This window comes from Megasphaera stantonii (assembly GCF_003367905.1).
Lineage (GTDB): Bacteria > Bacillota > Negativicutes > Veillonellales > Megasphaeraceae > Megasphaera > Megasphaera stantonii.
This window is the reverse complement of record NZ_CP029462.1, coordinates 2,230,155-2,256,459: the sequence shown is the minus strand read 5'-3', so window position 1 is coordinate 2,256,459 and position 26,305 is coordinate 2,230,155. Positions and strand designations below refer to the sequence as shown.

At 54.9% G+C, this 26,305-nt stretch carries 23 protein-coding genes; 6 read left to right on the top strand and 17 right to left on the bottom strand.

Annotated features, from left to right (window positions below):
* The 9 genes from DKB62_RS10690 to DKB62_RS10650 form a co-directional block, all read right to left on the bottom strand.
* A complete protein-coding gene (locus tag DKB62_RS10690) occupies nt 1-486 on the bottom strand; it encodes a Mini-ribonuclease 3 (protein ID WP_107196662.1) in 486 nt (161 codons plus the stop codon).
* Nucleotides 483-1,928: a cysteine--tRNA ligase gene (cysS, locus tag DKB62_RS10685; protein WP_087476943.1), complete on the bottom strand. Its 1,446-nt coding sequence runs from the start codon at nt 1,926-1,928 to the stop codon at nt 483-485. Before cysS ends, DKB62_RS10690 begins: the two co-directional genes overlap by 4 nt.
* A gap of 314 nt (nt 1,929-2,242) precedes the next feature.
* A complete protein-coding gene (gene gltX / locus DKB62_RS10680) occupies nt 2,243-3,706 on the bottom strand; it encodes a glutamate--tRNA ligase (protein WP_107196638.1) in 1,464 nt (487 codons plus the stop codon).
* Nucleotides 3,707-3,728: 22 nt separating this feature from the next.
* Nucleotides 3,729-4,919 carry a 2-C-methyl-D-erythritol 4-phosphate cytidylyltransferase gene (ispD, locus tag DKB62_RS10675; RefSeq protein WP_232818841.1) on the bottom strand — a complete coding sequence of 397 codons (1,191 nt, stop codon included), beginning with the start codon at nt 4,917-4,919 and terminating at the stop codon, nt 3,729-3,731.
* Entirely contained in the window at nt 4,920-6,113 is a 1,194-nt protein-coding gene (locus tag DKB62_RS10670; protein WP_087476941.1) for a PIN/TRAM domain-containing protein, read from the bottom strand. It abuts the gene before it with no gap.
* Nucleotides 6,114-6,285: 172 nt separating this feature from the next.
* Complete coding sequence (gene radA / locus DKB62_RS10665) at nt 6,286-7,662, bottom strand: DNA repair protein RadA (protein WP_107196637.1); 1,377 nt, start codon at nt 7,660-7,662, stop codon at nt 6,286-6,288.
* Between the two features lie 10 nt (nt 7,663-7,672).
* Nucleotides 7,673-8,362: an HAD family hydrolase gene (locus DKB62_RS10660; protein ID WP_107196636.1), complete on the bottom strand. Its 690-nt coding sequence runs from the start codon at nt 8,360-8,362 to the stop codon at nt 7,673-7,675.
* Nucleotides 8,363-8,503: 141 nt separating this feature from the next.
* On the bottom strand, nt 8,504-9,700 hold the full coding sequence (locus DKB62_RS10655) for an acetate/propionate family kinase (protein WP_087476938.1): 1,197 nt from the start codon (nt 9,698-9,700) through the stop codon (nt 8,504-8,506).
* A 28-nt stretch (nt 9,701-9,728) separates the two neighbouring features.
* Nucleotides 9,729-10,268, bottom strand: a complete 540-nt coding sequence (locus tag DKB62_RS10650; RefSeq protein WP_232818840.1) for a hypothetical protein — start codon at nt 10,266-10,268, stop codon at nt 9,729-9,731.
* Between the two features lie 222 nt (nt 10,269-10,490).
* On the opposite strand from DKB62_RS10650, the gene DKB62_RS10645 reads away from it, so the two are divergent.
* Both DKB62_RS10645 and gltS read left to right on the top strand, forming a co-directional pair.
* On the top strand, nt 10,491-11,708 hold the full coding sequence (locus tag DKB62_RS10645) for a tRNA(Met) cytidine acetate ligase (protein WP_087476936.1): 1,218 nt from the start codon (nt 10,491-10,493) through the stop codon (nt 11,706-11,708).
* A gap of 137 nt (nt 11,709-11,845) precedes the next feature.
* On the top strand, nt 11,846-13,114 hold the full coding sequence (gene gltS, locus DKB62_RS10640; RefSeq protein ID WP_232818839.1) for a sodium/glutamate symporter: 1,269 nt from the start codon (nt 11,846-11,848) through the stop codon (nt 13,112-13,114).
* A gap of 145 nt (nt 13,115-13,259) precedes the next feature.
* On the opposite strand, the gene DKB62_RS10635 is transcribed toward gltS, so the two are convergent.
* Complete coding sequence (locus DKB62_RS10635) at nt 13,260-14,066, bottom strand: tetratricopeptide repeat protein (protein ID WP_107196635.1); 807 nt, start codon at nt 14,064-14,066, stop codon at nt 13,260-13,262.
* A 194-nt stretch (nt 14,067-14,260) separates the two neighbouring features.
* On the opposite strand from DKB62_RS10635, the gene clpB reads away from it, so the two are divergent.
* Nucleotides 14,261-16,852, top strand: a complete 2,592-nt coding sequence (gene clpB, locus DKB62_RS10630) for an ATP-dependent chaperone ClpB (protein WP_087476934.1) — start codon at nt 14,261-14,263, stop codon at nt 16,850-16,852.
* A 123-nt stretch (nt 16,853-16,975) separates the two neighbouring features.
* Nucleotides 16,976-17,554 (top strand): PepSY domain-containing protein, encoded by a 579-nt coding sequence (locus DKB62_RS10625; protein WP_162860310.1) that lies wholly within the window; start codon nt 16,976-16,978, stop codon nt 17,552-17,554.
* Between the two features lie 65 nt (nt 17,555-17,619).
* On the opposite strand, the gene nadC is transcribed toward DKB62_RS10625, so the two are convergent.
* The 3 genes from nadC to nadA are packed head-to-tail and all read right to left on the bottom strand — an operon-like array spanning nt 17,620 to nt 20,722.
* Nucleotides 17,620-18,480, bottom strand: a complete 861-nt coding sequence (nadC, locus tag DKB62_RS10620; RefSeq protein WP_232818838.1) for a carboxylating nicotinate-nucleotide diphosphorylase — start codon at nt 18,478-18,480, stop codon at nt 17,620-17,622.
* Nucleotides 18,477-19,787: an L-aspartate oxidase gene (locus DKB62_RS10615; RefSeq protein WP_087476932.1), complete on the bottom strand. Its 1,311-nt coding sequence runs from the start codon at nt 19,785-19,787 to the stop codon at nt 18,477-18,479. The genes nadC and DKB62_RS10615 overlap by 4 nt, the downstream gene beginning before the upstream one ends.
* Nucleotides 19,788-19,813: 26 nt before the next feature.
* Nucleotides 19,814-20,722 (bottom strand): quinolinate synthase NadA, encoded by a 909-nt coding sequence (gene nadA, locus DKB62_RS10610; RefSeq protein ID WP_095629934.1) that lies wholly within the window; start codon nt 20,720-20,722, stop codon nt 19,814-19,816.
* 309 nt (nt 20,723-21,031) lie between these two features.
* Here nadA and DKB62_RS10605 point away from each other — a divergent pair, with 309 nt between their 5' ends.
* Nucleotides 21,032-21,538 carry an S-adenosylmethionine decarboxylase family protein gene (locus DKB62_RS10605; RefSeq protein WP_107196633.1) on the top strand — a complete coding sequence of 169 codons (507 nt, stop codon included), beginning with the start codon at nt 21,032-21,034 and terminating at the stop codon, nt 21,536-21,538.
* Nucleotides 21,539-21,567: 29 nt separating this feature from the next.
* Entirely contained in the window at nt 21,568-22,176 is a 609-nt protein-coding gene (locus tag DKB62_RS10600; protein ID WP_107196632.1) for an HD-GYP domain-containing protein, read from the top strand.
* On the opposite strand, the gene DKB62_RS10595 is transcribed toward DKB62_RS10600, so the two are convergent.
* The 4 genes from DKB62_RS10595 to DKB62_RS10580 all read right to left on the bottom strand — a co-directional run bounded on the left by DKB62_RS10595 (nt 22,171) and on the right by DKB62_RS10580 (nt 26,293).
* Entirely contained in the window at nt 22,171-22,812 is a 642-nt protein-coding gene (locus tag DKB62_RS10595; RefSeq protein WP_107196631.1) for a ComF family protein, read from the bottom strand. The two genes, DKB62_RS10600 and DKB62_RS10595, sit on opposite strands and share 6 nt — an antisense overlap.
* Entirely contained in the window at nt 22,806-24,968 is a 2,163-nt protein-coding gene (gene recD2, locus DKB62_RS10590) for an SF1B family DNA helicase RecD2 (protein WP_107196630.1), read from the bottom strand. The genes DKB62_RS10595 and recD2 overlap by 7 nt, the downstream gene beginning before the upstream one ends.
* Before the next feature lie 2 nt (nt 24,969-24,970).
* A complete protein-coding gene (locus tag DKB62_RS10585) occupies nt 24,971-25,240 on the bottom strand; it encodes a chorismate mutase (RefSeq protein WP_107196629.1) in 270 nt (89 codons plus the stop codon).
* A gap of 144 nt (nt 25,241-25,384) precedes the next feature.
* Nucleotides 25,385-26,293: a thiamine pyrophosphate-dependent enzyme gene (locus DKB62_RS10580; RefSeq protein ID WP_107196628.1), complete on the bottom strand. Its 909-nt coding sequence runs from the start codon at nt 26,291-26,293 to the stop codon at nt 25,385-25,387.
* Nucleotides 26,294-26,305: the final 12 nt, after the last annotated feature.

Genomic DNA, 26,305 nt, shown 5'->3' with positions numbered 1-26,305 from the left:
TTACACCTTTTCTCCATGTTTTATTGCACAATATTCTTTCGTAAACCTGTATATTTCATCCATAAGCCCGTCGAGGCGGCCGGCTTTCTCCGCCATAATCAAGTATCCCACCAGGGCTTCCAGCGCCGTACTGTCGTGATACTCGGCGACGGACGCGCTCTTCGGCGCCTGCGAATAGGCGTTGCGGGCCCGCTGGCAGACGGAGGATTCCGTCTCATCCAGCGTCTCCTTGATATGACGGTACACATAAGCCTGGGCCTTAGCCGATACGAATTCCGAAGCCAGCAGGTGCAGGACCTGCACGTTTGGAATGCCCGTCTGTACTAAACGCCGCCGCAGATACAGGGCGTAATATGCGTCGCCGACAAAGGCCAGGGAAATCGGGTCGAGCCGCGAGGCGTCCTGTTCGGGCACCTCCAGCCGCTCGCCTTTGGCAAAGGCCGCATAGGCTCGTCCTTTTAAGGCTTGAAGCTGTTTAAATTTCACTTTTTCCAACGCGCTCCCTGAGGAGAATCTTCAATCGTAATACCCAAGGCCGCCAGCTTATCGCGAATGGCGTCGGCCAAAGCATACTGCTTCTGCGCCCGGCATTCCTGGCGGATTTCCAGAATCGCGTCCATCAGGTCGTTGTAATCCTTGCTGCTGGCGCTGCCTTTCTGGCCGCTCCACCGTTCTTCCAAAATGCCGAGGATGTCGGTCATCGTCTTGAAGATGCGCTTTACTTCCGATACGACGGACGAATCGACGGGCACGCCGTTGTTGACGACGGCATCTTTATAGATGTTGACCTTCTTCGCCAAATCGAACATCGCCGCGCTGGCCAGAGCCGTGTTGAAATCGTCGCACATCGCTTCTTCAAAGGCTTCTTCGTTGGCCTTGGCGTCAGCCATGAGCTGTGCCGCTTCTTCCGACTTCGCGCCGGCCGGCATGTCGAGCAGCTCCAGCACGTTGTCAATCGACGTGCCGAGGCGTTCCAGGCTGCGAGTCATTTCTTCAAGCCGTTCGTCGCTGAAGTCGAGGGGGCTGCGGTAATGGTTGGAAATGAGGAAGAACCGCAGGGCGTCCGGATTATAATGTTCCAATACATCCTTGACCAGGAAGAAGTTGTTCAGGGATTTGCTCATTTTTTCCGAATTGATCGTAATGAAGCCGTTGTGGAGCCAGTAACGGACCATAGGCTTCTTGCCCGTATACGCTTCGGACTGGGCGATTTCATTTTCATGGTGCGGGAAAATCAAATCGCTGCCGCCGCCGTGGAAATCAAAGGTATCGCCGAGATATTTATTGCTCATAGCCGAGCATTCGATATGCCAGCCCGGGCGGCCCGGTCCCCAGGGGCTTTCCCAAGACGGTTCGCCCGGCTTAGCGCCTTTCCACAAAGCGAAGTCCATAGGATTGTGCTTGCGGTCGTCTACTTCGATGCGGGCGCCGGCCATCATGTCGTCGAGGCTGCGGCCGCTCAGTTTGCCGTAGCCGGCAAATTTTTCCACGCTGTAATATACGTCGTTGTCGATGACGTATGCGAAACCCTTTTCAATGAGCACTTCAATCATGTGGATGATTTCTTCCATATGCTCCGATACGCGGGGGTATTTGTCGGCCCGGCGGACATGGAGCTTGTCCATGACGTCGAAGTACGACGCAATATAACGGTTGGAAATCGTATCCCACGTTACGCCTTCGCCGTTAGCCGCATTGATGATCTTATCGTCTACGTCGGTAAAGTTCTGAATATGCGTTACTTCATAGCCCAGGTGTTCCAGGTAGCGCTTGATGACGTCCCAGGTGACGAAGGGACGGGCGTTGCCCATATGGGAATGATTGTACGGCGTGATGCCGCAGACGTACATCTTGACCTGTCCCGGCGTGACGGGCGTAAACGTTTCTTTTTTACGAGTCAGCGTATTATATACTTTTAATTCTCTCATGGTAAACCTCCTTGATAATACAAAAAGGCCGCCATCCCTTTACAGAGACGGTGGCCCGTGGTTCCACTCTGTTTTTATGGCATCGCCATAATCTCAAAGCACATAACGGGTGCATCCGGACCAGATTACTAGCTTCACCTGATCTGCTCGCAAAGGCATCTTTGCAGCTTCTGCCATCTAAACAGGTTCTCAGCCCAGGCCCGTTCTCTCTGTAGCGCTCGTCTGCAAATCATTTTGGTCATTGCATTTAGATATACATTATTTATTACTATGTGCTACTTATATTAGCGAATATTCCCTAATCTGTCAAGCCCTTATTGGTTCAGCAAACCGCTCTGCTCCAACCGGCTCAACACTTTATCGCGGCCCATGAGGGCGACGATGACGTTGAGGTCCGGGCCGTGCATCACGCCGGTAATGGCGACGCGGATAGGCATGTATACGAATTTGCCCTTGACCTTCAGGCCCTTTTGAATCTTCTTGAACAAGGGCTGTACCGTGTCGGCCGTTACTTCGTCCAGAGCCGCCAGCTCATCGCGGAACATAGTCAGCACAGCCGGAGCCGTTTCTTCCTTCAATACGGCCGCCGTTTCTTCATTTTCCGGAGCATAGTCTTCCGTAAAGAATACCTGGACGGCATCGACGATCTGCGCGCCGTACTGGACGTGCTCGCGCATCGCCCAAACGACGTCCTTCAGCCAGGACAGCTCAGCGGCGTCCGGTTCCTGCGAGGCATAGCCGGCCTGCTGGAGATGGGGCAGGCAGAGGGCCAGCAGCTGATCGGCGGTGAGCTGCTTCATATAATGGAAATTAATCCAATTCAGCTTTTCGATGTCGAATACGGCCGGATTCTTCGCTACGCGGTCTAAGGAGAACTGCTGATTCAGTTCTTCACGGCTGAAGATTTCCTGATCGCTGTCCGGCGTCCAGCCGAGAAGGGCCAGGAAATTGACCAGCGCGTCAGGCAGATAGCCCATATCGCGGTACTGCTGCACCGACGTAGCGCCGTGACGTTTGCTCATCTTTTTCTTATCGGCCCCTAAAATCAACGATACGTGGGCGAAGGTCGGCACGGGGAATCCCAGGGCATGGTACAGGACGAGCTGGCGCGGCGTATTAGACAAATGTTCTTCCGCCCGGATGACGTGGGTAATCCGCATGAGGGCGTCATCGATGACGACGCAGTAATTGTAGACGGGAATACCGTCGGACTTGACGATGACGAAATCGCCGACCTTATTGGAATCAAAGGCCACATGGCCGCGGACGAGGTCATCGAATTCCAGCGTTTCATCCTTCGGCGTCACGACGCGGATGACGTAGGGACGGCCTTCTTTTAAATACTGCTCTACCGTTTCCTTCGGCAGATTGCGGCATTTTCCGCTGTATACAGGCGTTTCGCCGCGGTTCATCTGTTCCTGCTTTTCCGCTTCCAATTCTTCAGGCGTGCAGAAGCAATAGTAGGCCTTTCCTTCGGCCAGCAGTTTTTCCGTATATTTCTGATAAATCGGCAGGCGGTCCGTCTGACGGTACGGTCCGTCCGGGCCGCCGACGTCGATGCCTTCATCCCACGTAATGCCCAGCCATTTCAAGGCTTCCTTGATATTTTCTTCCGACTCGCTGGTCGAACGCTTTCTGTCTGTATCTTCAATGCGTACTACGAATTTGCCGTTCGTATGCTTAGCCATCAAATAGTTGAACAGCGCCGAACGAGCACCGCCGATATGGAACGGGCCTGTCGGGCTCGGCGCAAAACGAACGCGAACTTCTTGTGTCATGAACAATTCCTCCCATAAAATGCTATTTATTTCTATATTTCAGGACCATCGCCGCAGCCTGGGCGGCCATGCCCTCTTCCTTGCCGACAAAGCCGAGCCGTTCCGTCGTCGTCGCCTTGACCGACACGGCAGCTTCGTCTATCTGAAGAGCTCCGGCAATATTTTCAATCATGCGCGGCACGTAATCTTTGATCTTTGGCCGCTGCGCCATCAGCGTCACGTCGACGTTGATAACCCGGCAGCTGTTTTCAATCAGGATTTGCCGCACTTTTTCCAGCAGCAGCAGGCTGGATATATTCTTAAACTTTGCGTCTGAATCGGGAAAATACGTGCCAATATCCTTCAGTCCTGCCGCTCCGAGCAAGGCGTCCATCACGGCATGAACGAGCACGTCGGCGTCGGAATGGCCGGCCAGTCCCCGTTCAAAAGGGATTTCTACGCCGCCCAATACGAGCTTCCGCCCTTCCGCCAGGGGATGGACGTCGTAGCCGCTGCCGACGCGGTGTTCCGTCGGGCCGTTCATATAAAATTCCAGAATAGGCACGTCATCCATCGTCGTAACCTTGTGATTCCGCTCGTCGCCCTGCAAAATAAAGAGCTTTTCTCCCAAAGCTTCCACTAAAGACGCGTCGTCTGTTCCGCTGATATGGTGCTCTTTAGCGTACTCGTGAGCCTGTATCAATACGTCGCGGTGAAATATCTGCGGCGTCTGCACAGCAATAAGCCGGCTCCGGTCCAGGGTCCGCACCGTCTGCAGCCCCTGTCCGCCGGCAATTTCCCGTTCCTTTACCGTATCCTTGACGGGAATGGCGTAAACGGCAGCCTTGGCTTTGGCCATAACCCCGACGGCGTTGTCGTACCATTCCGGCCCGGCAAAAGGACGCGAGCCGTCGTGAACCATGACGACATCGGCGTCGCGGCTCGTCGCCATTAACCCATTGTACACGGAATCTTCCCTCTCCGCTCCGCCTAAGGCATACCGCACCGGCATGGATGGGTGGAGAGACTCGACGATGGATACGATATCCTCATGATCCCGTTCGGCATTGACGATAACGACCTCGTCGACGGACGAAGCCGAAAAAACGTGCATCAGCGTATGCGCCAGCACCGGTTTGCCGCATAATGGATAAAAGAGCTTATTCCGCTCATATCCAAAACGCCGGCCTGAACCGGCGGCTACGACGATAACAGATACTTTCAAAAAATTCACCTACTCATCCGTAATTTTTACAAAAATCATCCGGCCTGCCGACGTCTGCAGCACCGACGTCACTGTGACAGGAACGTTTTTGCCGATATATTTATGGCCATTTTCAACGACGATCATCGTGCCGTCGTCCAGGTATGCTACGCCCTGATTTTCTTCCTTCCCGGCCTTTACGATATAGACTTCCATCTGCTCTCCGGGAATACGGGCCGGTTTCAGCGCGTTGGCCAAATCGTTGATATTCAGGACGACGACGCCCTGCAGGGCGGCTACCTTATTGAGATTGTAATCGTTCGTCACGACCTTGGCGTTGATCTGACGGCCCAGCCGCACGAGCTTGGAGTCGACGCCCTGGACATCGCTGAAATCATCGTTGATAACCCTGACTTCGACGTAGTTGTCTTCCTGCATCTGCTTCAAAATATCGAGGCCCCGGCGTCCTTTATTCCGCTTGAGCAAATCCGACGAATCGGCGATGAGCTGAAGCTCTTCCAGGACGAAGACCGGAACCAGCAGCGGCCCTTCCAGAAATCCGGTGCTGCAGATTTCCGCAATGCGGCCGTCGATAATCGAGCTGGTATCGAGAAGCTTTCCGGAAAACTCATTGTGCTGGCGCTTGACGTTCGGCTCTTTATTCTGTTTTCCCAGGCGGATAGAACCGACTAGCCCCAAAATATCAGCCCGTTTGCGGATAGCAATGCTCATGCCGGCATATCCGAACACGATGCTGAACACGATAGGACCGTAAGCGCCGATAATAGGCAGTCGGGCAAACGCCAGCCCAATTAAATTAGCAATGATAAGTCCAAAAAGCAAACCCAGCGTTCCGACTATCAGGTCCTGGCTTTCGAAATCGCTCATTCCCGATTCGATACGGTGAATGATCTTCCAAATCAAATGAAGGACAAAGGGAGAAATGAGATAGCCAATCGCTACCCCCAGGACGACGCCTATGATATAAGCGATAACGGTAAGCAGCGTAATGCCGAAAACGCTGCCGTGAAAAAATCTCACTTCAATTTCCGCGCTGAAGTAAGGCGTCGCGATAATTTGATCGGAAATCATGACGCAGACCACGGCCATGATCAGCATGATAACGCCTCTCATGATATTATCGGTAATCTTGCCGCCGTTAAATTTCTTTGTACGCCGTTCCTTTCCCTTTTCGTTCGTACCAGTCGTACGTTCCACATCCATTGTGCCGCACCTCCTTTTTCACCGTGTATGATTTACGATAACTACATAACTATATCACACTTTTTAATAATAAACCACAAAAATAACAGGGACATCACAATTTTTTTACAAAAGGATAAACTTTTCCCGACGAAGCCCCTCTCTTGGCCCAGCGAATGGGTTGTGCAGGCTTCTACGTCGCTGTAAACGCCGCCTGTATCGCGTCGCGCAGCGTCGCCGCCCCGATAATCCGGCATTGCGGGAAAGCTCCTTCCTTGATTTCATCCAGATTTCCCTTGGGAATGATAAAGGTCTGGAACCCCATCTTCACGCCTTCCTTGATGCGCCGCAAGGCATGGGGCACGCGCCGTATGTCGCCGGTCAGGCCTACTTCACCCATGACGACGGTTCGGCTGTCCATCGGCACGTCGCGCAGGCTGGAAAAAACGGCCAGCACGACGGCTAAATCGGCGGCAGTTTCCGTGACGCGCAGGCCGCCGACGCTGTTGATATACACGTCCTGCGTGCCCAAAGACAGGCCGACGCGCTTTTCCAGCACGGCCAGCAGAATAATCAGCCGGTTATAGTCCATGCCCGACGCCGTGCGGCGCGGGACGGCAAAAACGGAATGCGTTGTCAGGGCTTGAATCTCCCCTAAAAGGGGCCGCATGCCGTCCATGACGGCGGCGACAGCCGAGCCGGCTTGATTTGCCGACCGCTCGGCCAGGAGCATTTGCGACGGATTAGTCAATTCGGACAACCCCGTTTCTTCCATCGTAAACAATCCCGTTTCGTTCGTCGACCCAAAGCGATTTTTGATTCCCCGCAGCACGCGGAACTGATAATTCCGCTCGCCTTCAAAATACAGGACGACGTCTACCATATGTTCCATCATGCGCGGTCCGGCAATCGCCCCTTCCTTCGTGACATGGCCTATGACGATGACCGAAATGGACTCCGTCTTGGCAAATTCCATGAGACGCCGCGTGCTTTCCCGTATCTGAGTCATGCTGCCCGGCATGCCGTCGGCGTCGCTGCTGTACATCGTCTGGATAGAATCGATGATCAGCAGCACCGGACGGCGTCGCTTTGCTTCCTGCAGTACGGCGTCGAGAGACGTATCGGCCTGTATGATGAGATTGGAAGCCGTAATTCCCAATCGTTCCGCCCGCACCTTAATCTGTCCGGCCGATTCTTCGCCGGAGCCGTACAGCACCGCGCCGGCATGGCGGCACACGGCATCGGCAATCTGCAGCACCAAGGTCGATTTGCCGATACCGGGGTCGCCGCTCAGCAAGATCAGCGCTCCCGGCACGATGCCGCCGCCCAGCACGCGGTCCAATTCGCCGATGCCCGTCCGGACGCGGCTCATCTGTTCCATGGCGATATCCTGCAGCAAGGCCGGCTTCGCCCCCTTGCCCTGCCGCGCGCCGACGCCTTTAGGCGGTTCAGGCACAGCCTGTTCTTCCATCATCGTATTCCATTCTCCGCACTGGGGGCACCGGCCCAGCCAGCGGCTGGACACGCTGCCGCAGTTAGCGCATACGTATCGGATCTTCGTTTTAGCCATCAGCGTCCTCCTATTCCGATTCGAGAAGGTCTAAAAACTCTTCCGGCCCTGGAAGCGTCTGCAAGAGCTTCCACGGTTCATGATGAGCCAGCTGTTCACAGGAATAATGGCCTGTCGCGACGGATATAGTCTTCGCGCCGATGGCCTTGCCGCACTGGATATCATAGGGCGTGTCGCCGATGACATACATTTCTTCCACCGCGTCGCCCCAGGCGTCCTTAGCCAGCCCATAGGCGTGGCGCGCTAAATCGTCGCGATAGTAAAAATTGCAGGCAAAGCCGGAATGGTCGAAATCAAAATAGGACGACAAGCCGAAAAAATCCAGCTTCATGCGCGCGCCGTGGACGCTGTTTCCCGTAAGAAGCAGCTGCTTAAAGGGCGGCCGGTCGGCAAAAAAAGCCAAAATATCGCGGACGGGCTCAAAGATCACGCTTTCTTCCCGCTTGACTTTAAGCCATTTCATCAGCTTCTTTTCATATTCCCGGCAAAACCAGCTCACTTCTTCATCTGTCGGCATGCGGCCCGTCGCTTTATACAGCAGCTGCTGGCAGATGTAATTGTCCGTCCGGCCGCCGGCAGAAATAGGCGGCACCGCCGCGTCTTCGCCCTGCATGGTATGGAAGACTTCTTCTATAGCGTATAATCCGGCCCTGCCCGTATTCAGCAGCGTGCCGTCTATGTCCCAGTATAACAGCTTCATCGTGTCACCTCATTAAAAATAGGGGCTGGAGCAACATAGGGGAATCTAACTCCCTCTACCCTGCTCCCAGCCCCTGTTTTACGTTGCGTTAAAAACTACATGCAGCAGACGCGCCTTCCGGCCGACGCCAGATATACCCTATTAGAGGTTCGATACGATGTCTTTCGTATCGCGGGCAATCATGATTTCTTCGTTCGTCGGGATGACGTACATCTTGACAGTAGAATCGTCCGTGCTGATCAGCGTGTCTTTGCCGCGGACATTGTTCCGTTCGGGATCCAATTTAGCGCCCAGGAATTCCAAGCCCTGGCAGATAGCGGCGCGGTCTTCAATGCCGTTTTCGCCTACGCCGGCCGTAAAGGTAATGACGTCGACGCCTTCCATGGCAACAGCCAACGCGCCGATCAATTTACGAACCTGATAGTGGAACATGTCGAGCGCCAGCTGAGCCCGTTCGTTGCCCTGGGACGCTGCGTCGCCGAGATCGCGGAAGTCGCTGGAAACGCCGGAAATGCCGAGAACGCCGGATTTTTTGTTCATGAGAGCGTCCATTTCCTTCGTGGACAAGTTGTGCTTATCCATGACGTTGAGGACGATAGCCGGGTCGATATCGCCGCAGCGCGTGCCCATGAGTACGCCTGCCAGGGGAGTAAAGCCCATCGTCGTGTCGACGCATTTGCCGTATTTGATAGCTGCCAGGGAAGAGCCGTTGCCCAAGTGGCAGTTGATGATGCGCAGTTTTTCGACAGGTACGCCCATTACTTTCGCAACCTGGCCGGCTACATAGCGATGGCTCGTGCCGTGGAAGCCATAGCGGCGGATGCCGTCTTCTTTGTATAATTCATACGGGAGGCCATACATGAAAGCTTTCGCCGGCATCGTCTGATGGAAGGCCGTATCGAATACGCCGACCTGAGGAACGTTCGGCATAATAGCTTTGCAGGCGTTGATGCCGATGATGTTGGGCGGATTGTGGAGCGGAGCCATAGCGGAGCATTTTTCCAGGGCTTTCATGACTTCGTCCGTAATCAGCGTCGAGCAGGCGAATTCTTCGCCGCCGTGAACGACACGGTGGCCTACGGCATCAATTTCATCCATCGATTTGATGACGCCGCATTCTGCGTCTGTCAAAATATCCAATACGAGCTTAACAGCAACTTGGTGATCCGGAATAGACTGCTGGATTTCTTTTTTCTGGCCATTCCATTTATGGGTCAGCAAAGAATCGGACAAGCCGATTTTTTCGACAACCCCTTTTGCCATGACTTCTTCATTGTCCATGTTTACCAACTGGTATTTCAAGGACGAGCTTCCGCAGTTTACAACCAATACGATCATGCAATTTACCCTCTTTCATTTTCTGTAATTATTTTATTTGGCCAAAAATATACTCGGTCACTTCCTGTCCCATGCCGTCGCCTTGACGGTACATGTACATGACGTGCCAAATTTGACCGTTATCTTCAAAGAAGAGACTCTGTACGACGAGATCGGATACTTGGCCGTTCAGGGGTTCGCGGTACGTATACTCCCCTTTCACGGCCGGTCTTCCGCCGGCTGTCGTCGGAGTGATCTTCGTTTGCAGATCCGAAATATCCGGCGTCTGTTCCAGCATGGCCACGTCGCGCTCGGCTGCCATCTGCGGCGTCATTTCACCGGCAGGCTCCGACATCACGATCAGATTCAGGTGCTTGTCGTTGTTGACATACATCATGGCGCCGCTGCCCTGCCGTCTGACATGGGCTAAATCAAAGGGACTCAGGAGATATACTTCCGAATCGCCGGCCTTCAGCTGGGCGTATCCAAAGCTGTATTCCTCCATCATCGTAGCGCCGCCGCAGCCGGCCAGAAGCATTGCCGCCGCCGTCATCGCCGCAACAGATAAGGTTTTCCATCGTTTCATCATACAACCACCTAATTTTATGCTTTCTCCAGACTACGTTCATTATAGCATATTCCGCTTTTGATAAAAAGGGAAATATGAGGACAATCATGAATTCCTGTCATGCCTTTTATACAAGCATATTAGCCATATTATTCTACTCTATTTTTTATTTCAATCGCCCTTCATCGTAGTATATAATAAACAATACATTAGAAACTCAAACGTCAGATAAAGGAGACTATTATGAACCGCATTGCCGTCATTGCAGAATACAATCCCTTTCACAACGGCCATCACTATATGCTTCGCACCCTGCGCAGCCGTTTCGGCAGCAGCGCGCCGATCGTCGTCGTCATGAGCGGCTCTTTCGTCCAGCGCGGCGAGCCGGCCTTATTCGATAAATGGACCCGGGCGTCCTGGGCATTGGACGGCGGCGCCGACTGCGTTGTCGAGCTGCCGGCCCTCTACGCCTTGTCCAGCGCCGAAGGCTTTGCCGCCGGCGCCGTCCGGCTGGCGGCCCGCCTCGGCTGTACCCATCTGTCCTGCGGCGTAGAAGACGGTACGGCCGACGATTTTCATCGCCTCGCCCAGGCGTCCCTTGCAGTCCTCGACGATTTCCGCCCCGGCCAAACAGGGCTGACCTACGGCCAGTACGTCAGCCAGGCCACGGCCAGTCAGACTACGCCGGAAACGGCGGCGCTCCTCGGCGAGCCGAACGCCCTGCTGGCCCTGGAATACGTCAAGGCGATTCATCGCTACGCGCCGTCTTTCGAATTCGTCCCCATTCTCCGGCAAGGAAAACATGACGGAGCAGACTTAACCGGCCCCTTTGCCAGCGCCTCGGCGATTCGCCGCGAGCTGCAGGCCGGCCGCCTTGAAGATGCCGCGCCGTATCTTCCAGCAAAGGAGCTGGCCGACATAGGCCGTCTCCTTTCTCAGGGCCAATACGCCGACTACAGCCGCTACGGCGACTGCATCCTGTACCGCAGCCGCCTCCTCTCGCCGCAGGAACTCCTCGCCTTGCCGGCCTTTTCGGAGGGCCTGGAAAACCGCTGGCAACGCTGCCTTCTGCAATCGACGTCCTGGCCGGAAGCGCTCGACGCCTTGAAGACGAAGCGCTACGCCTACAGCCGCCTGCGCCGCATGGGAGCCTATACGGCCCTTGCCGTAAGCCGCGCCGATATGGAAAAAGCCTACCTCGAAGGGCCCCAATACGGCCGTGTATTGGCCTTGTCGCCCCTCGGCGCGTCCGTCTTAAAGGAAGCGAAAAAAGAAATCCCCATCATTACGAGGCTGCGGACAGGCCTGAACCGCCTTTCGCCCTTCGGGCAGCGAATGATCCAGTACGATATGCGGAGCACCGATATACAATCCCTGTGCTTCCGCTCGCCGTCCGGCCGCGGCGGCCTGAAAGATTATTACGCCTCGCCTTCCATGAAAAAGTCCATATTTCGCCAGTAATCTTTTTTCTTCCCATGCAGTCCGCATTAATATTTGTATATTCTGCAAAAATTTGCTATGATGTACTATGTTATTATTTTTATTTCATATCCCAAAATCAAATTTTATAATCAGGGAATTGGAAGGGGTTTTGCAGCATGGGGATATCGTTAAATCTAAATATTTATCAAACCTTGGCGGCCGCCATCATCGTATATTACGTCGGCGTGTTTCTGCGCGTCAAGCTGGGCTTTCTCCGCAAGTATTGTATTCCGGCTCCGGTAGTCGGCGGCATCTTATTTGCAATCCTCAACTGCGTCTTGTACACGAACGGAATCTGGACGTATGAGCAGGACACGACGATGCAGAATATCTGCATGATGCTTTTCTTTACGAGCGTCGGCTACACGGCCAGCCTAAGCCTGATCAAGCGAGGCGGCGTCCTCGTATTCAAGATGGCCGTAATCACGACAGTTTTGATTCTCTGCCAAAATATCATCGGCGTAGGATTGACCAGCGTCTTCGATTTGAATCCCCTCATGGGGCTTGCGACAGGTTCGATTCCCCTCGTCGGCGGCCACGCTACGTCGGCGGCCTTCGGCCCGGTTCTGGAAAAAATAGGCCTTGAAAACGGCACGACTATTTCCGTCGCCGCAGCTACCTTCGGTCTCGTCGCCGGCGGCATCATCGGCGGCCCAGTCGGCGAACGCCTCGTCCATAAATTCGACCTGCACAGCAGCGCCGCTGCAGAACGCCTCGACCCGGCCGCGGCGCAGCCGGAAGTAGAAAAGCTGGAAGCCGCCGCAGCTGATAAAGAAAAAGCCCATGAAGCCATCGAGCAGGAACAAAAATCAGGCCAGACGATTAACAATCACCGCTTCATGAACGCCATGGCCCACCTCTTTTTAGCTATGGGCCTGGGCACGTTAGTCAGCAATTTCTTCGTCAGCGTCGGCCTCGTCTTCCCGGCCTACATCGGCTCTATGCTCGTCGCCGCCGTCATCCGGAATATTGCCGACTTCACCCACGTCTATCCCGTATACCAGCGGGAAAGCGAGGTACTCGGCAACTTAGGGCTGACCATTTTCCTGACCTGCGTCCTCATGAGCCTGAAACTATGGCAGCTCGGCGCGCTGGCCCTTCCGATGATCGTCCTCCTGCTGACGCAGACCGTCTTCATGGCCCTGTTCGCCTACTTCATCGTCTACCGCACTATGGGCCGGAACTATGAAGCGGCCGTCATGTCGTCAGGCGTCTGCGGCTTTGGCCTCGGCGCAACGCCGAACGCCATCGCCAATATGACGGCTATGACGGAGCTCTTCGGTCCGGCGCCGACGGCATTCTTCGTCATCCCCCTCATCGGTTCGCTCATCATCGACCCGGTCAACGCGTCGATTCTCATGCTATTCATCAACATCTTAATTTAATGTAATGACAAACAGGCTGATGCAGCATCCATAGATTCTCTGCATCAGCCTGTTATTATTTTATATTTATTTTCCTTAACACTGCCGTAGGCATGATTCTCTTAATAGCGGCATTGTATAGTTTAAATTCAGCACAGACCGCTTACTATTTTTCTAAATCATGGAGCATACTCTGCCAATAGGCGGCCTGTTGCGTATCCTGCCGCACGCCTTCGCCATGCTCCAAGGCATGTATATAATTCTTGATTCCCTCCGTATAGCCGCTGGCAGCCGATAAGGCAAACCAATACGCCGCCTGCTGCAAATCCTGAGCGACGCCGCGGCCGTCGCGGTACAGCTGGCCTAAATTATTCTGCGCCGGCCCGTCGCCGGCAAAGGCCGCCTGCTCATATAGGGCTGCCGCCCTCGCCTCGTCCTTTTCGACGCCCTTTCCCATTTCATACAAATATCCTAAATTATTTTGGGCAATAAAATTGCCCTGAGCTGCGCCCTGGGCATACCAATAGGCTGCCTGCTCGTAATCGGCCTCGCCGGTATAGCCAAATTGATACATGATGCCGGCGTTGCACTGCCCGTCGGCGTCGCCGCTCCGTCCGGCCTGTTCGTACCAAAACAGGGCCTCCCTATAATCTTGGGGCACGCCGCAGCCGATTTCATATAAATGTCCCAAATTATTAGCCGCCGGCCCATGTCCCTGCAGAGCCGCCTTCTTATACCAGCTGCCGGCCCGTTCGTAGTCCTGCGGCACGCCTAATCCCTGTTCGTATTGATAAGCCAGGTTATACTGTCCTTCGGCCCAACCGCGGCGGGCCGCCATGCCGTACCAATAGACAGACCGAGCTAAGTCGTCTTCATCGCCATCGAAAAAATATACGTCGCCAAGGCGGCACTGCGCTTCCACGTCTCCCTGAAAGGCCTGCTTTTCCAAGGTCAAGAGATTTTCTTCTTTCATATACTACCCCTTCTTTATCATCCTATTGGCATTGTACGGAAGGGATTTTTTATTGTCAAGATAGATCTTCTTCGTTTTTATCTTTTGTTCTATTGACTTTTTGACTTTTATAGGTATAATGATACTTGAGCATATACAAATACTCGCACACCATATTACGTTATGAATCGCCTGTAATATAAGGAGGTCTTATTATGGGAAACGAAAAATACACGCAGAAAGTAATCGACGCGTTTCAGTCAGCCCAGCAAATCGCCGCGTTGCACTATAATCAGGAAATTTCTTCCGTCCACATGCTCATGGGGCTCGTAAAGGAACCGGAAGGTCTTCTCTCCACGATTTTCTCCGAATGCCATACGGATTTGCCCATGCTACAGGCCCGTTTGGAACAAATGCTGAAAAAGATTCCCTCCGTCAAAGGACAAAGCCAAATGTCCATGTCGACGGAAATGGTCCGGGTCATAGGCAAAGCCCAGCAGCTGGCGGAATCCATGCACGACGACTATATCAGCACGGAACATCTCCTCATGGGCATCGTCGAAGAAAGCAGCGACGATATGCAGTCCTTGTGCCGCGAATTCGGCCTGACGAAAAACAACATTATGACCGCCGTTAAGGCCAACCGCAAGAGCAACGTCAATACGGACAACCCCGAAGGCAACTATAAGGCCCTGGAAAAATACGGCCGCGACTTGACGGCGGCCGCACGCCAGAACAAGCTGGACCCGGTCATCGGCCGCGACGACGAAATCCGCCGTACTGTCGAAATCTTGTCGCGCCGCCGCAAAAACAACCCTGTCCTCATCGGCGAACCGGGCGTCGGCAAAACGGCTATCGTCGAAGGGCTGGCCCGCCGCATCGTCAGCGGCGACGTACCGGAATCGCTGAAAAATAAGACGCTTTACTCCCTCGACATGGGTTCTCTGATTGCCGGGGCCAAATACCGCGGCGAATTCGAAGAACGGCTCAAATCGGTCTTAAACGAAATCGCCAAATCGGACGGCCAGATTCTCCTGTTCATCGATGAAATCCATACGGTCGTAGGAGCCGGCGCGTCTGAAGGCTCCATGGACGCCGGCAACATCTTGAAACCGATGCTGGCCCGCGGCGACCTGCGCTGCATCGGCGCGACGACGCTGAACGAATACCAGAAGTATATCGAAAAGGACGCCGCCCTGGAACGGCGCTTCCAGCCCGTCATGGTCGACCAGCCGAACGTAGAAGACACGATTACTATCCTCCGCGGCCTGAAAGAACGGTATGAAATCCATCACGGCGTCCGCATCCGCGACAAGGCCCTCGTAGCCGCCGCCGTACTGTCGGACCGCTACATTTCCGACCGCTTCCTCCCCGATAAGGCCATCGACTTAGTCGACGAAGCCGCCGCCAAGCTGCGCACGGAAATCGAATCGATGCCGACGCCTATCGACGAATTGCGCCATAAGATCATGCAGCTGGAAATTGAAGAACAATCGCTCACGAAAGAAACGGACGAAGCTTCAAAAGAACGGCTGGCCAAAATCGTCGAAACAAAAGACGAACTGAAAGAAAAAGAAAGCCAGCTCAAAGCCCAGTGGGATGAAGAAAAACAGTCCATCCTCCGCACGCAGGCCATCAAAAAGGAAATCGATTCCGTCAGAGGCCAGATGGAACAAGCGGAACACAACTACGATTACGCCAAGGCGTCGGAATTAAAATACGGCAAGCTGCCTGAACTGGAACAAAAGCTAAAGGACCAGGAAGCCTATTTGGCAGAACATCAGGATTCGCAGCTCTTAAAAGAAGAGGTTGGTGAAGAAGACATCGCCCAGGTCGTCAGCCGCTGGACAGGCATCCCCGTCACCAAGATGCTCACCGGCGAACGGGAAAAACTGCTCCACCTCGACGAAACCCTTCATAAACGAGTCGTCGGCCAGGATGCGGCCGTCCAGGTCGTCAGCGACGCCATCATGCGGGCCCGCGCCGGCATCAAGGATCCGAACCGCCCCATCGGCTCGTTCATCTTCCTCGGCCCGACAGGCGTCGGCAAGACCGAACTTGCCAAAACCCTGGCCGAAGCCCTCTTTGACGACGAACGGAACATCATCCGCATCGATATGTCCGAATACATGGAAAAACACACCGTGTCCCGCCTCATCGGGGCGCCTCCGGGATACGTCGGCTACGATGAAGGCGGCCAGCTGACCGAAGCCGTCCGCCGCCGTCCCTACAGCGTCATCCTCCTCGACGAAATCGAAAAGGCCCATCCAGACATCTTCAACGTCCTCCTGCAGATTCTCGACGATGGCCGGCTGACTGACGGCAAGGGCCGGGTCGTCAACTTCAAGAACACCATCATCATCATGACCAGCAACTTAGGCTCTCATGAAATCCTCGAATCGCAGAATTTTGAAGAAGCCGACAAAAAGGTCCGCGACTTGCTGAAACAGTATTTCCGCCCGGAATTTCTCAACCGTGTCGACGACATCGTCGTCTTCAAGGCCCTGCAGAAAGAACAGGTCAAAGATATCGCCTCCATCCTTCTGGAACGCCTGGGCGAACGGCTGGAAAAGCAGGTTAAGATTCACCTTACGTGGAGCGATGAAGCGCTGCAGGCCCTGGGCGATCAGGGATTCAACCCGCAGTTCGGCGCCCGTCCTCTCCGCCGCCTCATTACCCATACGGTAGAAACGGCGCTGAGCCACGACATTATCGCCGGTACAGTACGCGAAGGCGATACCGTCGCCATCGGTTTCGACGGCAGTGAATTTACCTTCACGCCTATGCGCCGCCACGAAGACAACTAACTAAGACTAGGACAAGAAAGGCCGCAGCACCCTAACCGATGCTGCGGCCTTTTGCTGTATACGCATTGTCTTTTTTCCCTATAGGGCTATAATAAAAGTATATGTTGACGAGGAGGAATGATCATGAATCGAAGCACTATTGCCTGCTGTCTCCTGGCCTTGGCCGCCCTGCTCTCCCTGAGCGGCTGCGGCCAGACGGCGGAATCTGCGGCGGCAAAGCCGGCAGAGCAGCCAGCTCCCGCATCGCAGCAACAGCGCGCCGCCGACATCAGCACCGATGACGCCCTGTCCATCGCCTTGGACCATGCCGGTGTTTCTGCGAATCAGGCGTACAACGTAAAAATAGACCGCGACAGGGACGCCTCCATTCCCGTATACGACGTGGAATTTGAAACGGATTACGGCGACTACGATTTTGAAATCGACATACGCAGCGGAGACATCGTCGGCTCCGATTACGAAGTCAAGGACGAATGGGCCCGCCGTCAGGACAGGCATCCCGTTTCCATAGACGAAGCGAAGGACATCGTCTTATCCAAGGTTCCCGGCGCTTCGCCGCAGGACGTGCAGATCTGGCGCGAGTCCGACGACGGTGCGCCGCGCTATGAAGGACGGCTTTTCACCGGCACGATGTATTACGAATTTGAAATCGACCCGGACACGGGCATTATACTGGATTGGAATGCCGATAAGAGAAAATAGGCCGGCACACAAAAACAGCGTCTCCGCTCCTTTCGCCGAGACGCTGTTTTACTATGCAAATGAAATTACAGGCGATGAAGATGCTTTAAGGACAAATCCAAAATCGGCGCAGAATGGGTCAAGGCTCCGCTGGAAATATAATCTACGCCTACATCCTTCAGCTTGCTGATGTTTTCTTCTGTTACGTTGCCCGAGCATTCCGTTTCCGCCCGGCCGTTGATGATAGCCACAGCTTCCTTCATCATATCGTGCGTCATGTTGTCGAACATGATAATATCGGCGCCGGCTTCGACGGCTTCGCGCACCATGTCGAGGGTTTCCGTTTCCACTTCTATCTTGCGGACGAAGGGTGCGTAGGCCTTGGCCATGGCGACGGCTTTCGCCACCGAACCGGCCGCGCCGATGTGATTGTCCTTCAGCAAAATGCCGTCGGACAAATTGTAGCGGTGGTTGCAGCCGCCGCCGACGGTAACGGCGTATTTTTCCAAAAGCCGCATATTCGGCGTCGTCTTGCGCGTGTCGAGGAGCTTAATACCGCTTCCTTCCAGCAGCTTGACGACCCGGTTTGTGTACGTAGCCACGCCGCTCAGGCGCTGCAGGTAGTTGAGCGCCACCCGTTCGCCCGACAGCAGCGCCCGGATATCGCCGCGGATGACGGCCAGCTTCTGCCCCTTGGACACCCTATCGCCGTCTTTGACATAAAAGGTAAAGTCCGTCTCTTCATCCAGCAGCGTAAACACTCTGGCAAAGACCGGCAAGCCAGCGATGACGCCGTCGGCCTTGCTGAGCAGCTCTACTTCGCCCAGGCAGGCTTCGGGCATGACGGCGTTCGTCGACACGTCCTCACTGCTGATATCTTCCTGCAGTGCCATCATCAATATCGGATCTACATGCAGCTTCATCGTAATCGAATTCAGTTCGTTCATTGTGCGCTCCGCTCCCGTTCCATTTCTTGTAATACTTCGGCCTTATACTGCGCCGCCAGCGTACGTTCTTCCTTTTTCAGCGCCTGAACAGCCCGTTCGCCGAGCCATTCAAATTCTCCCTCTGGACGCGCCGCCGGACGCCGTATCTGCTGGCTGACCTGCCCGGCCGCCCGTTCGGCAAAGACCAGGCTTTCCAGCAGTGAGTTGCTGGCCAGGCGGTTTTTACCATGCACGCCGTTGCAGCTCGTTTCACCAACGGCGTATAATCCGTCCATCGTCGTCTTGCTGAAAGAGTCGACGTGGATGCCGCCCATGAAGTAATGCTGGGCCGGTACGACGGGAATCCAGTCCTTCGTTACGTCGAAGCCCTCTTCCAGGCATTTCTGATAGATATTGGGGAAATGGCGGAAAATCGTGTCTTTTCCGAGGACCGTCATGTCCAGCCATACGTAGGGCATGCCGTCTTTGGCCATTTGCTTGCGGATTTCCGCCGTCATCACGTCGCGGGGCAGCACCTCGCTGGCAAACCGCCGGCCGTCCTTGCCGTACAGCCTGGCCCCCTCGCCGCGGACAGATTCGGAAATCAAAAAGCTTCGGCCGGGATGAGTCGTATACAGCGACGTCGGGTGAATCTGCACGTAGTCGATATGCTCCAGAGCGATGCCGTGCCGGCGGGCAATGGCAATGGCGTCGCCCGTCAGGTGGGGAAAATTCGTAGACCTTTCGTACAATCCGCCTACGCCGCCGCTGGCTAATATCGTCTTGGCAGCTTCAATGGCCATGTATCCGCCTGCTTCATCCCGGGCGATAATGCCGAGACACCGGTTATCCTTGGCTACCAAATCGATCATCGTCGTATATTCCAGAATCGTCACATTCGGCAGGCCGCGCACGGCGGCCAGCAGCTTGCTGGTAATTTCTTTCCCCGTCACGTCTTCATGGTAAAGAATCCGCGCTTTGGAATGACATCCTTCCCGCGTGTAATCCAGCTGCCCGTCCTTCATGGCGAAATCCACGCCCCAGCGGATAAGCTGGTCGATGACGCTGCGCGAGGAACGAATCATGATGTCGACAGACTCGCGCCGGTTTTCATAATGGCCGGCTTTCAGCGTATCTTCCATGAAGCTGTCATAATCGTCTTCGTCGCGCAGCACGCAGATGCCGCCCTGAGCCAAATAGGAATCGCTGTTTTCTGTCTGGTCTTTCGTAATCATCAGCACCTGCTTGTCCGTCGGCAGGTGGAGCGCCGCAAAGAGCCCGCTGGCGCCGGTCCCTACGATCAGCACGTCCGTATTTATTATCTTCATACCTATTCCCTCTTTATCAAATCGCCTTATTCAGCTAATTCCAGCATACGGTCCAGCGAACGAAGCGCTTTTTCCCGCACTTCGTCGGACACGGTAATTTCTCCCGTCCCGTCGCGCAGGCACTGCAGTACCTTTTCCAGCGTCACTTTCTTCATATCTTCGCAGACCCGGCCTTCCATGACGGAATAAAACGTCTTTTCCGGATACCGCTTCGTCAATTCGTACATAACGCCGTCCTCGGTCCCGATAATGAATTCGTCGGCTCCGGCTTTTCCGGCATACTCGATAATGCCGGCCGTACTGCCGATGTAATCAGCTAAGGCCAAAACTTCTTCCGGGCATTCGGGATGAACCAAAAACAGGGCCTTGGGATGCTGTTCCTTGCAGGCCCGTACGACGTCCGGGCGGACGCCGTTGTGCCGGGGACAGTAGCCGTCATTGCACAGGATATGCTTTTCCGGAACCTGCGTGCTCACGTAATGCCCCAGGTTTTTATCGGGAATAAAGAATATATTGCGCTGCGGCAGCTTTTTGACGATGTGCACCGCATTGGACGACGTAACGCACACGTCGCTGTGCGTCTTAATCTCCGCCGTGGAGTTCACGTAGCATACGACAGCCAGGTCGTCGTACTGCCGGCGCATGTCTTCTACGGCCTTCGCCGTGACCATGTGCGCCATAGGGCAATCGGCCGTGCTGTCCGGCATGAGGACCCGTTTCTGCGGATTGAGGATTTTTGCGCTTTCTCCCATGAAACGTACGCCGGCGAACACGATCGTCTGGGCGTCAGTCTCTTTTGCCTTCTTGCTCAAGTAAAAAGAATCGCCGACGTAATCGGCGACGCGCTGTACGTCGTCGGGCACGTAGTAGTGAGCCAATATGACGGCGCGTCGCTCCTCTTTCAGCCGGGCAATTTCCTTTTCAATCAATTCCATTGCAATCCCCTTTCTCTTCATCGTTTACCTGCTATTATAGCATCAAGCATTTACAGCTGACAAGACAATGGGCGATATTTCTTTTGCCGTAAAACAGAAGGCATATTCAGCATAGTTTTATGACATTTTGATATGTTAACCGCGGACATATCTTGCCCGATAGCTCTGGAGGTCGCATTTTTACGTATATTTTACGATAATAGAAAATACTTATAGTATCTCCGTCCTTATTTCCATTTGGAAAACTGCGTTTACAAGGCGGAAAAAACAGTATATAATGAGCTGTACTAAACTAACGGGTGGAAATTCATGGCTAATACATTAGGAAAACATTTACTGATAGACTTTTACAACTGCAAGGCAGAACTAACGACGAGCGACGAGCTGCAGAATCTGGTAAAAAAGGCCTTCGAGCCTGTCGGCATGCCTATTGAGGGCATCACGCTGTACCATGACGACGCGGAGGAGCTCGTCTGTATCGGCGTGTCGAAAAACGCCCATCTCTGCATCCACATTTATCCCCAGCTGGCTTACGTCGCCGTCGACATTTACAGCTTCAACAACGACCTCAACGCCAGCCACGTCATGAGCACGCTGAAGGTCATCTTAGGCTCCGACCGCATCAAAGCTACGAGCATCCGCCGCGGCGACTTCGGCTCGCTCCGCGACATGCGGCCTGCCCGCAAATCGAAGATTACGACGGTCCGCCGCATGAAGAATACGGGCTCTCGCATCAAAAAAACGAGCGCCAGGATGTTTAATATCCTGCGCCATCCGCAAAAAATGCGCCGTTCCCGGCGCATAAAAAAGAAGTAATATAGTATTGAAGAAAGGTTTTGTCCGTCATGTACATGGTATCGCTGAAACAGGCCGCCGGCATCGGGATAGAGGAAATGAATTCCCTCGACACGATTACGGCGGAGCTGCTCAAATTCATACAACTGAAGAACCAACGGCTGTATATGCACTCCCTTCAGGTTGCCAACTACAGCGTCAGCATCGCCGCCAAGCTGGCTCTTCCCAAAAGTGAAATTGAGCAGATCAAGCACGCAGCCCTTCTGCACGACGTCGGCCTTCTCTTCGTTTCCAATACGCTGCTGGCAAAAATCCCCTATCTCAACCGCCGGGAAAACGCCCAGTACAAGCGCCACGCCGCGGCGGGCGGCAACATGCTGGAAAACATTCCCTGCTGTCAGGATATCGTGCCGTATATCCGCTATCACCACGAACGGTGGGACGGCTCGGGATTTCCCAAGCACCTGCGCGGGGCCAATATTCCCTTCGGCGCCCGCATCATCGCGGTCGCAGACTATTACGACCGCATCATCAACCCGTCGACAGAGCTCTGGGCCAAGACGAAGCAGCAGGCCGTCCGCGAAATGTTCAGCGCTTCAGGCATTCTCTTCGACCCGGAAGTCGTCAAGGCATTTATTGAAACGTTAGGTCAATTATAAGGTGCCGCTGGCAACGACGAACCCCGTCACGCTGGCAGCGCCTTTTTTGTGCAGCGCGTAGGCGCAGGCTTCCATCGTCGTCCCCGTCGTATAAATGTCGTCGACCAACAGAATATGCTTTCCCCGTACCTCAAACGAGCCTTTGACTTCAAAGGCTCGTTTTACGTTGTCAGCACGGTCCGCCTTGTCCAGATGCCACTGGGCCTGAGTCGAACGGACGCGTTGCAGGCCGTCTTTCCATGGCCAGCGCCGTTCCGCCCAGGAGCGGAACAATACTTCCGACTGGTTGAACCCCCGCTTGCGCTCTTTTTCTGGAACCAGGGGCACCGGCACGACGCAGTCGATATGCCCCAGCCGCTCCGGCCAGGGAAACTGCGTCAGCAGCTCTTCCGCAGCCTGTTCGTAGCGCACGGCCCCGTCATATTTAAGCCGCTGCAGCATCGTCCGGACAGGCCCGCGGTAATCGCACAGGCAGTAACAGGCGGTCAGGCGGCTTTCCCGTTTCCGCGCGAGCCGGCGCGGACGCCAGACTGCCCCGAAACAGGAAGAGCACCATTGGCCATGACGGCTTACGGCAGCGCCGCAGCCAGGACAGCGCGGCGGATACAACAGGTTCAGCAGCCATTCCTTCAGCATATTTCTTCCTCCCTCAGCCGCTGAGCCAGCAAGGTAAAACGCCGGCTCGTCCGCACGTTTTGAACGGCCGTGCGCAGGGCCGCTTTCGTACCGACAAGGATGACCTTGCCCTTGGCCCTCGTAACCGCCGTATACAGCAAGTTCCGCTGCAGCATGATGCCATGGCTGTTGACGAGCGTCATGATAACCGTATGGTACTCGCTCCCCTGGCTCTTATGAACCGTTATGGCATAGGCCAGGGTAATTTCATCGATTTCCTGCCCTTCGTACTTGATGTCCTGCTCCGGATAGCGCACGTACACGATGTCGTCCTGCACGGCAAAAATCTCACCGATGTCGCCGTTAAATACGCCCTTGTCATAGTTGTTCTGCTTCTGCATGACCTTATCGCCTGTACGGAAGGTCACCTTTCCCGCCTTATGCTCGCCTTTTCCTTTTTGGGGCCCGTTGACGGCGGACTGGATGACGGCGTTTAAGTTGTCGACGCCGCAGGGATTTTTATACATCGGCGACAGCACCTGTACGGCGAACTTGTCGCCGGCCTCCGCCGTTTCTGCCGCGTACAGCCGGCAGATCACGTCCGCTCCCTGCTCTTCCCGTTCAATTTCCACAAAGCGGAATTCCTCGTCTTCATTGACTACGGGCAGGCGGCCGCCGTTGATGAGATGGGCGTTCGTCACGATGCGGCCCCCTTCTTTTTGGCGGAAAATCGTCTGCAGCCGCACGACGGGGAGTATTTCGGACTGAATAATATCGTGAAGGACGGCGCCGGCTCCGACCGACGGCAGCTGATCGGCGTCGCCGACGAGGATGCACCGGCAGCGCGGGCTCAGTGCCTGCAGCAAGTGATACAGCATTTCCATATCCAGCATGGAAACTTCGTCGACGATGACCAAATCGGCGGGCAGCTGCTTCGTTTCGTTGTATTCGAAGACCTGTCGGCCGCCGGCAAAGCCTTCCGGCACGAGAAGGCGGTGAATCGTCTTAGCCTTGCGCTCCGTCGTTTCGGCCAGGCGCTTCGCCGCCCGCCCCGTAGGCGCGCACAAGACGATGCGCAGCCCTTCCTGCTCGGCCAGGCGGATGATTGCCTGCACGACCGTCGTCTTGCCGGTCCCCGGGCCGCCGGTAATGACCAGCATTCCCGACTGCAGGGATTGGGATACGGCTTCGCGCTGCCCCTCGGCCAGCTGGAACTGGCACGACTCCTGCCAGCGGTCTAAAAACAATTCCACATGCCGCCGCGGCTTAGGCGGCGTATACGCGGCCATTTCCCGTATCCGCTCGGCAACGCCCCGTTCTTCTTCATAGGCCTGCAGCGTATACACATAGGTCTCGCCGCCGTAGTCATCGGCACAAAGCTGCCCCATGGCGAGCGCTTCAGTCAGCACATCCCGCAGCATCAGCTGTTCCGCCCGCAAGATGAGGGACGCCCGGTAGACGAGCTCCCTATCGGGAATACATACGTGGCCGTTCTGTGTCATGTCTTGAAGGACATACGTCAAGCCCGCCGCCAGCCGCTCCGGCGACTGCGGGTCCATGCCGTACGCCAAGGCAATCTGGTCGGCCGTTTTAAAGCCGATGCCGTCTATTTCGGCAATCATGCGGTACGGCTCCTCTGTCAGAACATACAGGGCTTCTTCGCCGTATTTCTGCACGAGCCGCGCCGCATAGCGCCCCGACACGCCGTGGGTCTCCAAATCCAAGGCCAGGTCGTTGACCTGCTTTTCTTCATAAAACGATTCAGTAATGACGGCCAGCTTTTTCGCGCCGATGCCTTCGATTTCCAGCAGGCGTTTTGGTTCCTTTTCCAGGACGGCCATCGTCTGGCTGCCGAAGGCCGATACGATACGGCGAGCCAGAGACGGCCCGATGCCCTTGACGGCGCCCGACGCCAAAAACCGCTCGATGCCGTCGGCCGTATCGGGAATGAGGCGCTTCCACGCCGACGCCGCCATTTGGCGGCCATACTTTTTATGCTGGGTCCACCGGCCCATGATTTCTATGCGGTCTCCAACCAGCGGCTTCGGGCCGTTTCCCGTAACCGTCAGCAGGGACTCGTCGTCTTCGCGCCGAATGCGGAAGACTATATAATCCGAATCGGGGGCCTCAAACAAAACGCGTTCTACCGCCCCCTGCACCGTTTCCATATCTGCCATATTTATAACTTCATATACTCCCGTTCATAGTTTTTGCTTTCATCCATAATGCATTGATAAATCTTCTGCAAGTACGGAGCCAATTCCTTATACTGCGCCATGGCGGCAATCTTGTCGAGGACCTGCCGCTCCCGCCGCGGGTCGAATATTTCCATGTGATTTGCCTTTTTATACGCGGCTACCTTCGCCACTACCTGCATGCGCTGCTCCAGCAAATTCGTCAGCTCTTTGTCCAGCCTGTCGATTTCCTTCCGGCATTCTTCCAAATTCATAAGTGTCTCCTTCTACGCAAATAAATGGTACATATGTACTTATTATACGATATATGTCATACCCTGGCTAGGCGGAAATAGGCAGCAAAAAACCTGAAGCAGCGCAGCGCTGCCTCAGGCAGATAAAATACGTATGACGCGTCTCTATTCATTTCCAGCCAACGTCAGCAGCAGCTGAAACCGTTGGTCCGTCCGCCGTTGAATCGCCGCGATTGCTTCGTCGCTGAGGGCTTTAAACTTGCCGATGGATTTGACGAAGTCGGTTACGGGCAGGGGATGGGCCGGCTTGACGTTTACAGTCAGCTTACCGTCAGCCATTTCCCACAGAGGAAACAGATTGGATTCTACGGCCCGGCGAGCCACTGTAATACTCAGGTGGCTGCCATACCCCCAGCCCGTCGGGCAGGGAGAGAAAATATGCAGGTAGGCGAAGCCCTTCTTGCTGGCCGCCAGCCCCTTCTGGATTTTTTCCACCATGTCCTTCATGTGGGACGGCGAGGCCGTAGCGCAGTATTCGATCTGATGCATGGCCATGATGAGGGGCACGTACTTCTGCTGCTGTTCCTTGCCGCTGATTTTGCTGCCCAAAGGCGTCGTCGACGTGCGGGACCCCAGCGTCGTCGTCGAACTGCGCTGATAGCCCGTATTCATGTAGCCTTCGTTATCGTAGCAGACGTACAGCATCTTTTCGCCCCGTTCCGCCGCCGCCGACAAGCTCTGGAACCCGCAGTCGGCCGTCGCGCCGTCTCCCGCGACGGCGACGATGTTGACGTCGCTCCGCCCCTTCCGCTCGTACATGCGCGATAAGCCGCTTAAAAAGGCCGCCGTATTGTCCAAAAGAGTAATGTGAACCGGCGTTTTCTGCCCGTTGGCATACTTCCAGCCGACGACGCCGGCGCCGGCCATACATCCCGGCGGAATCGCTATAATCGTATTTTTTCCGGCAATCTGCATGACCCGCCGCAGAATCAGCTCGCCGCCGCAGCCCTGGCAGGCCGACATGCCCGGCGTAATCTGATCGGGGGCTTCTTTCAGCAAAGATATATAGTTCATAAACGATCCCTC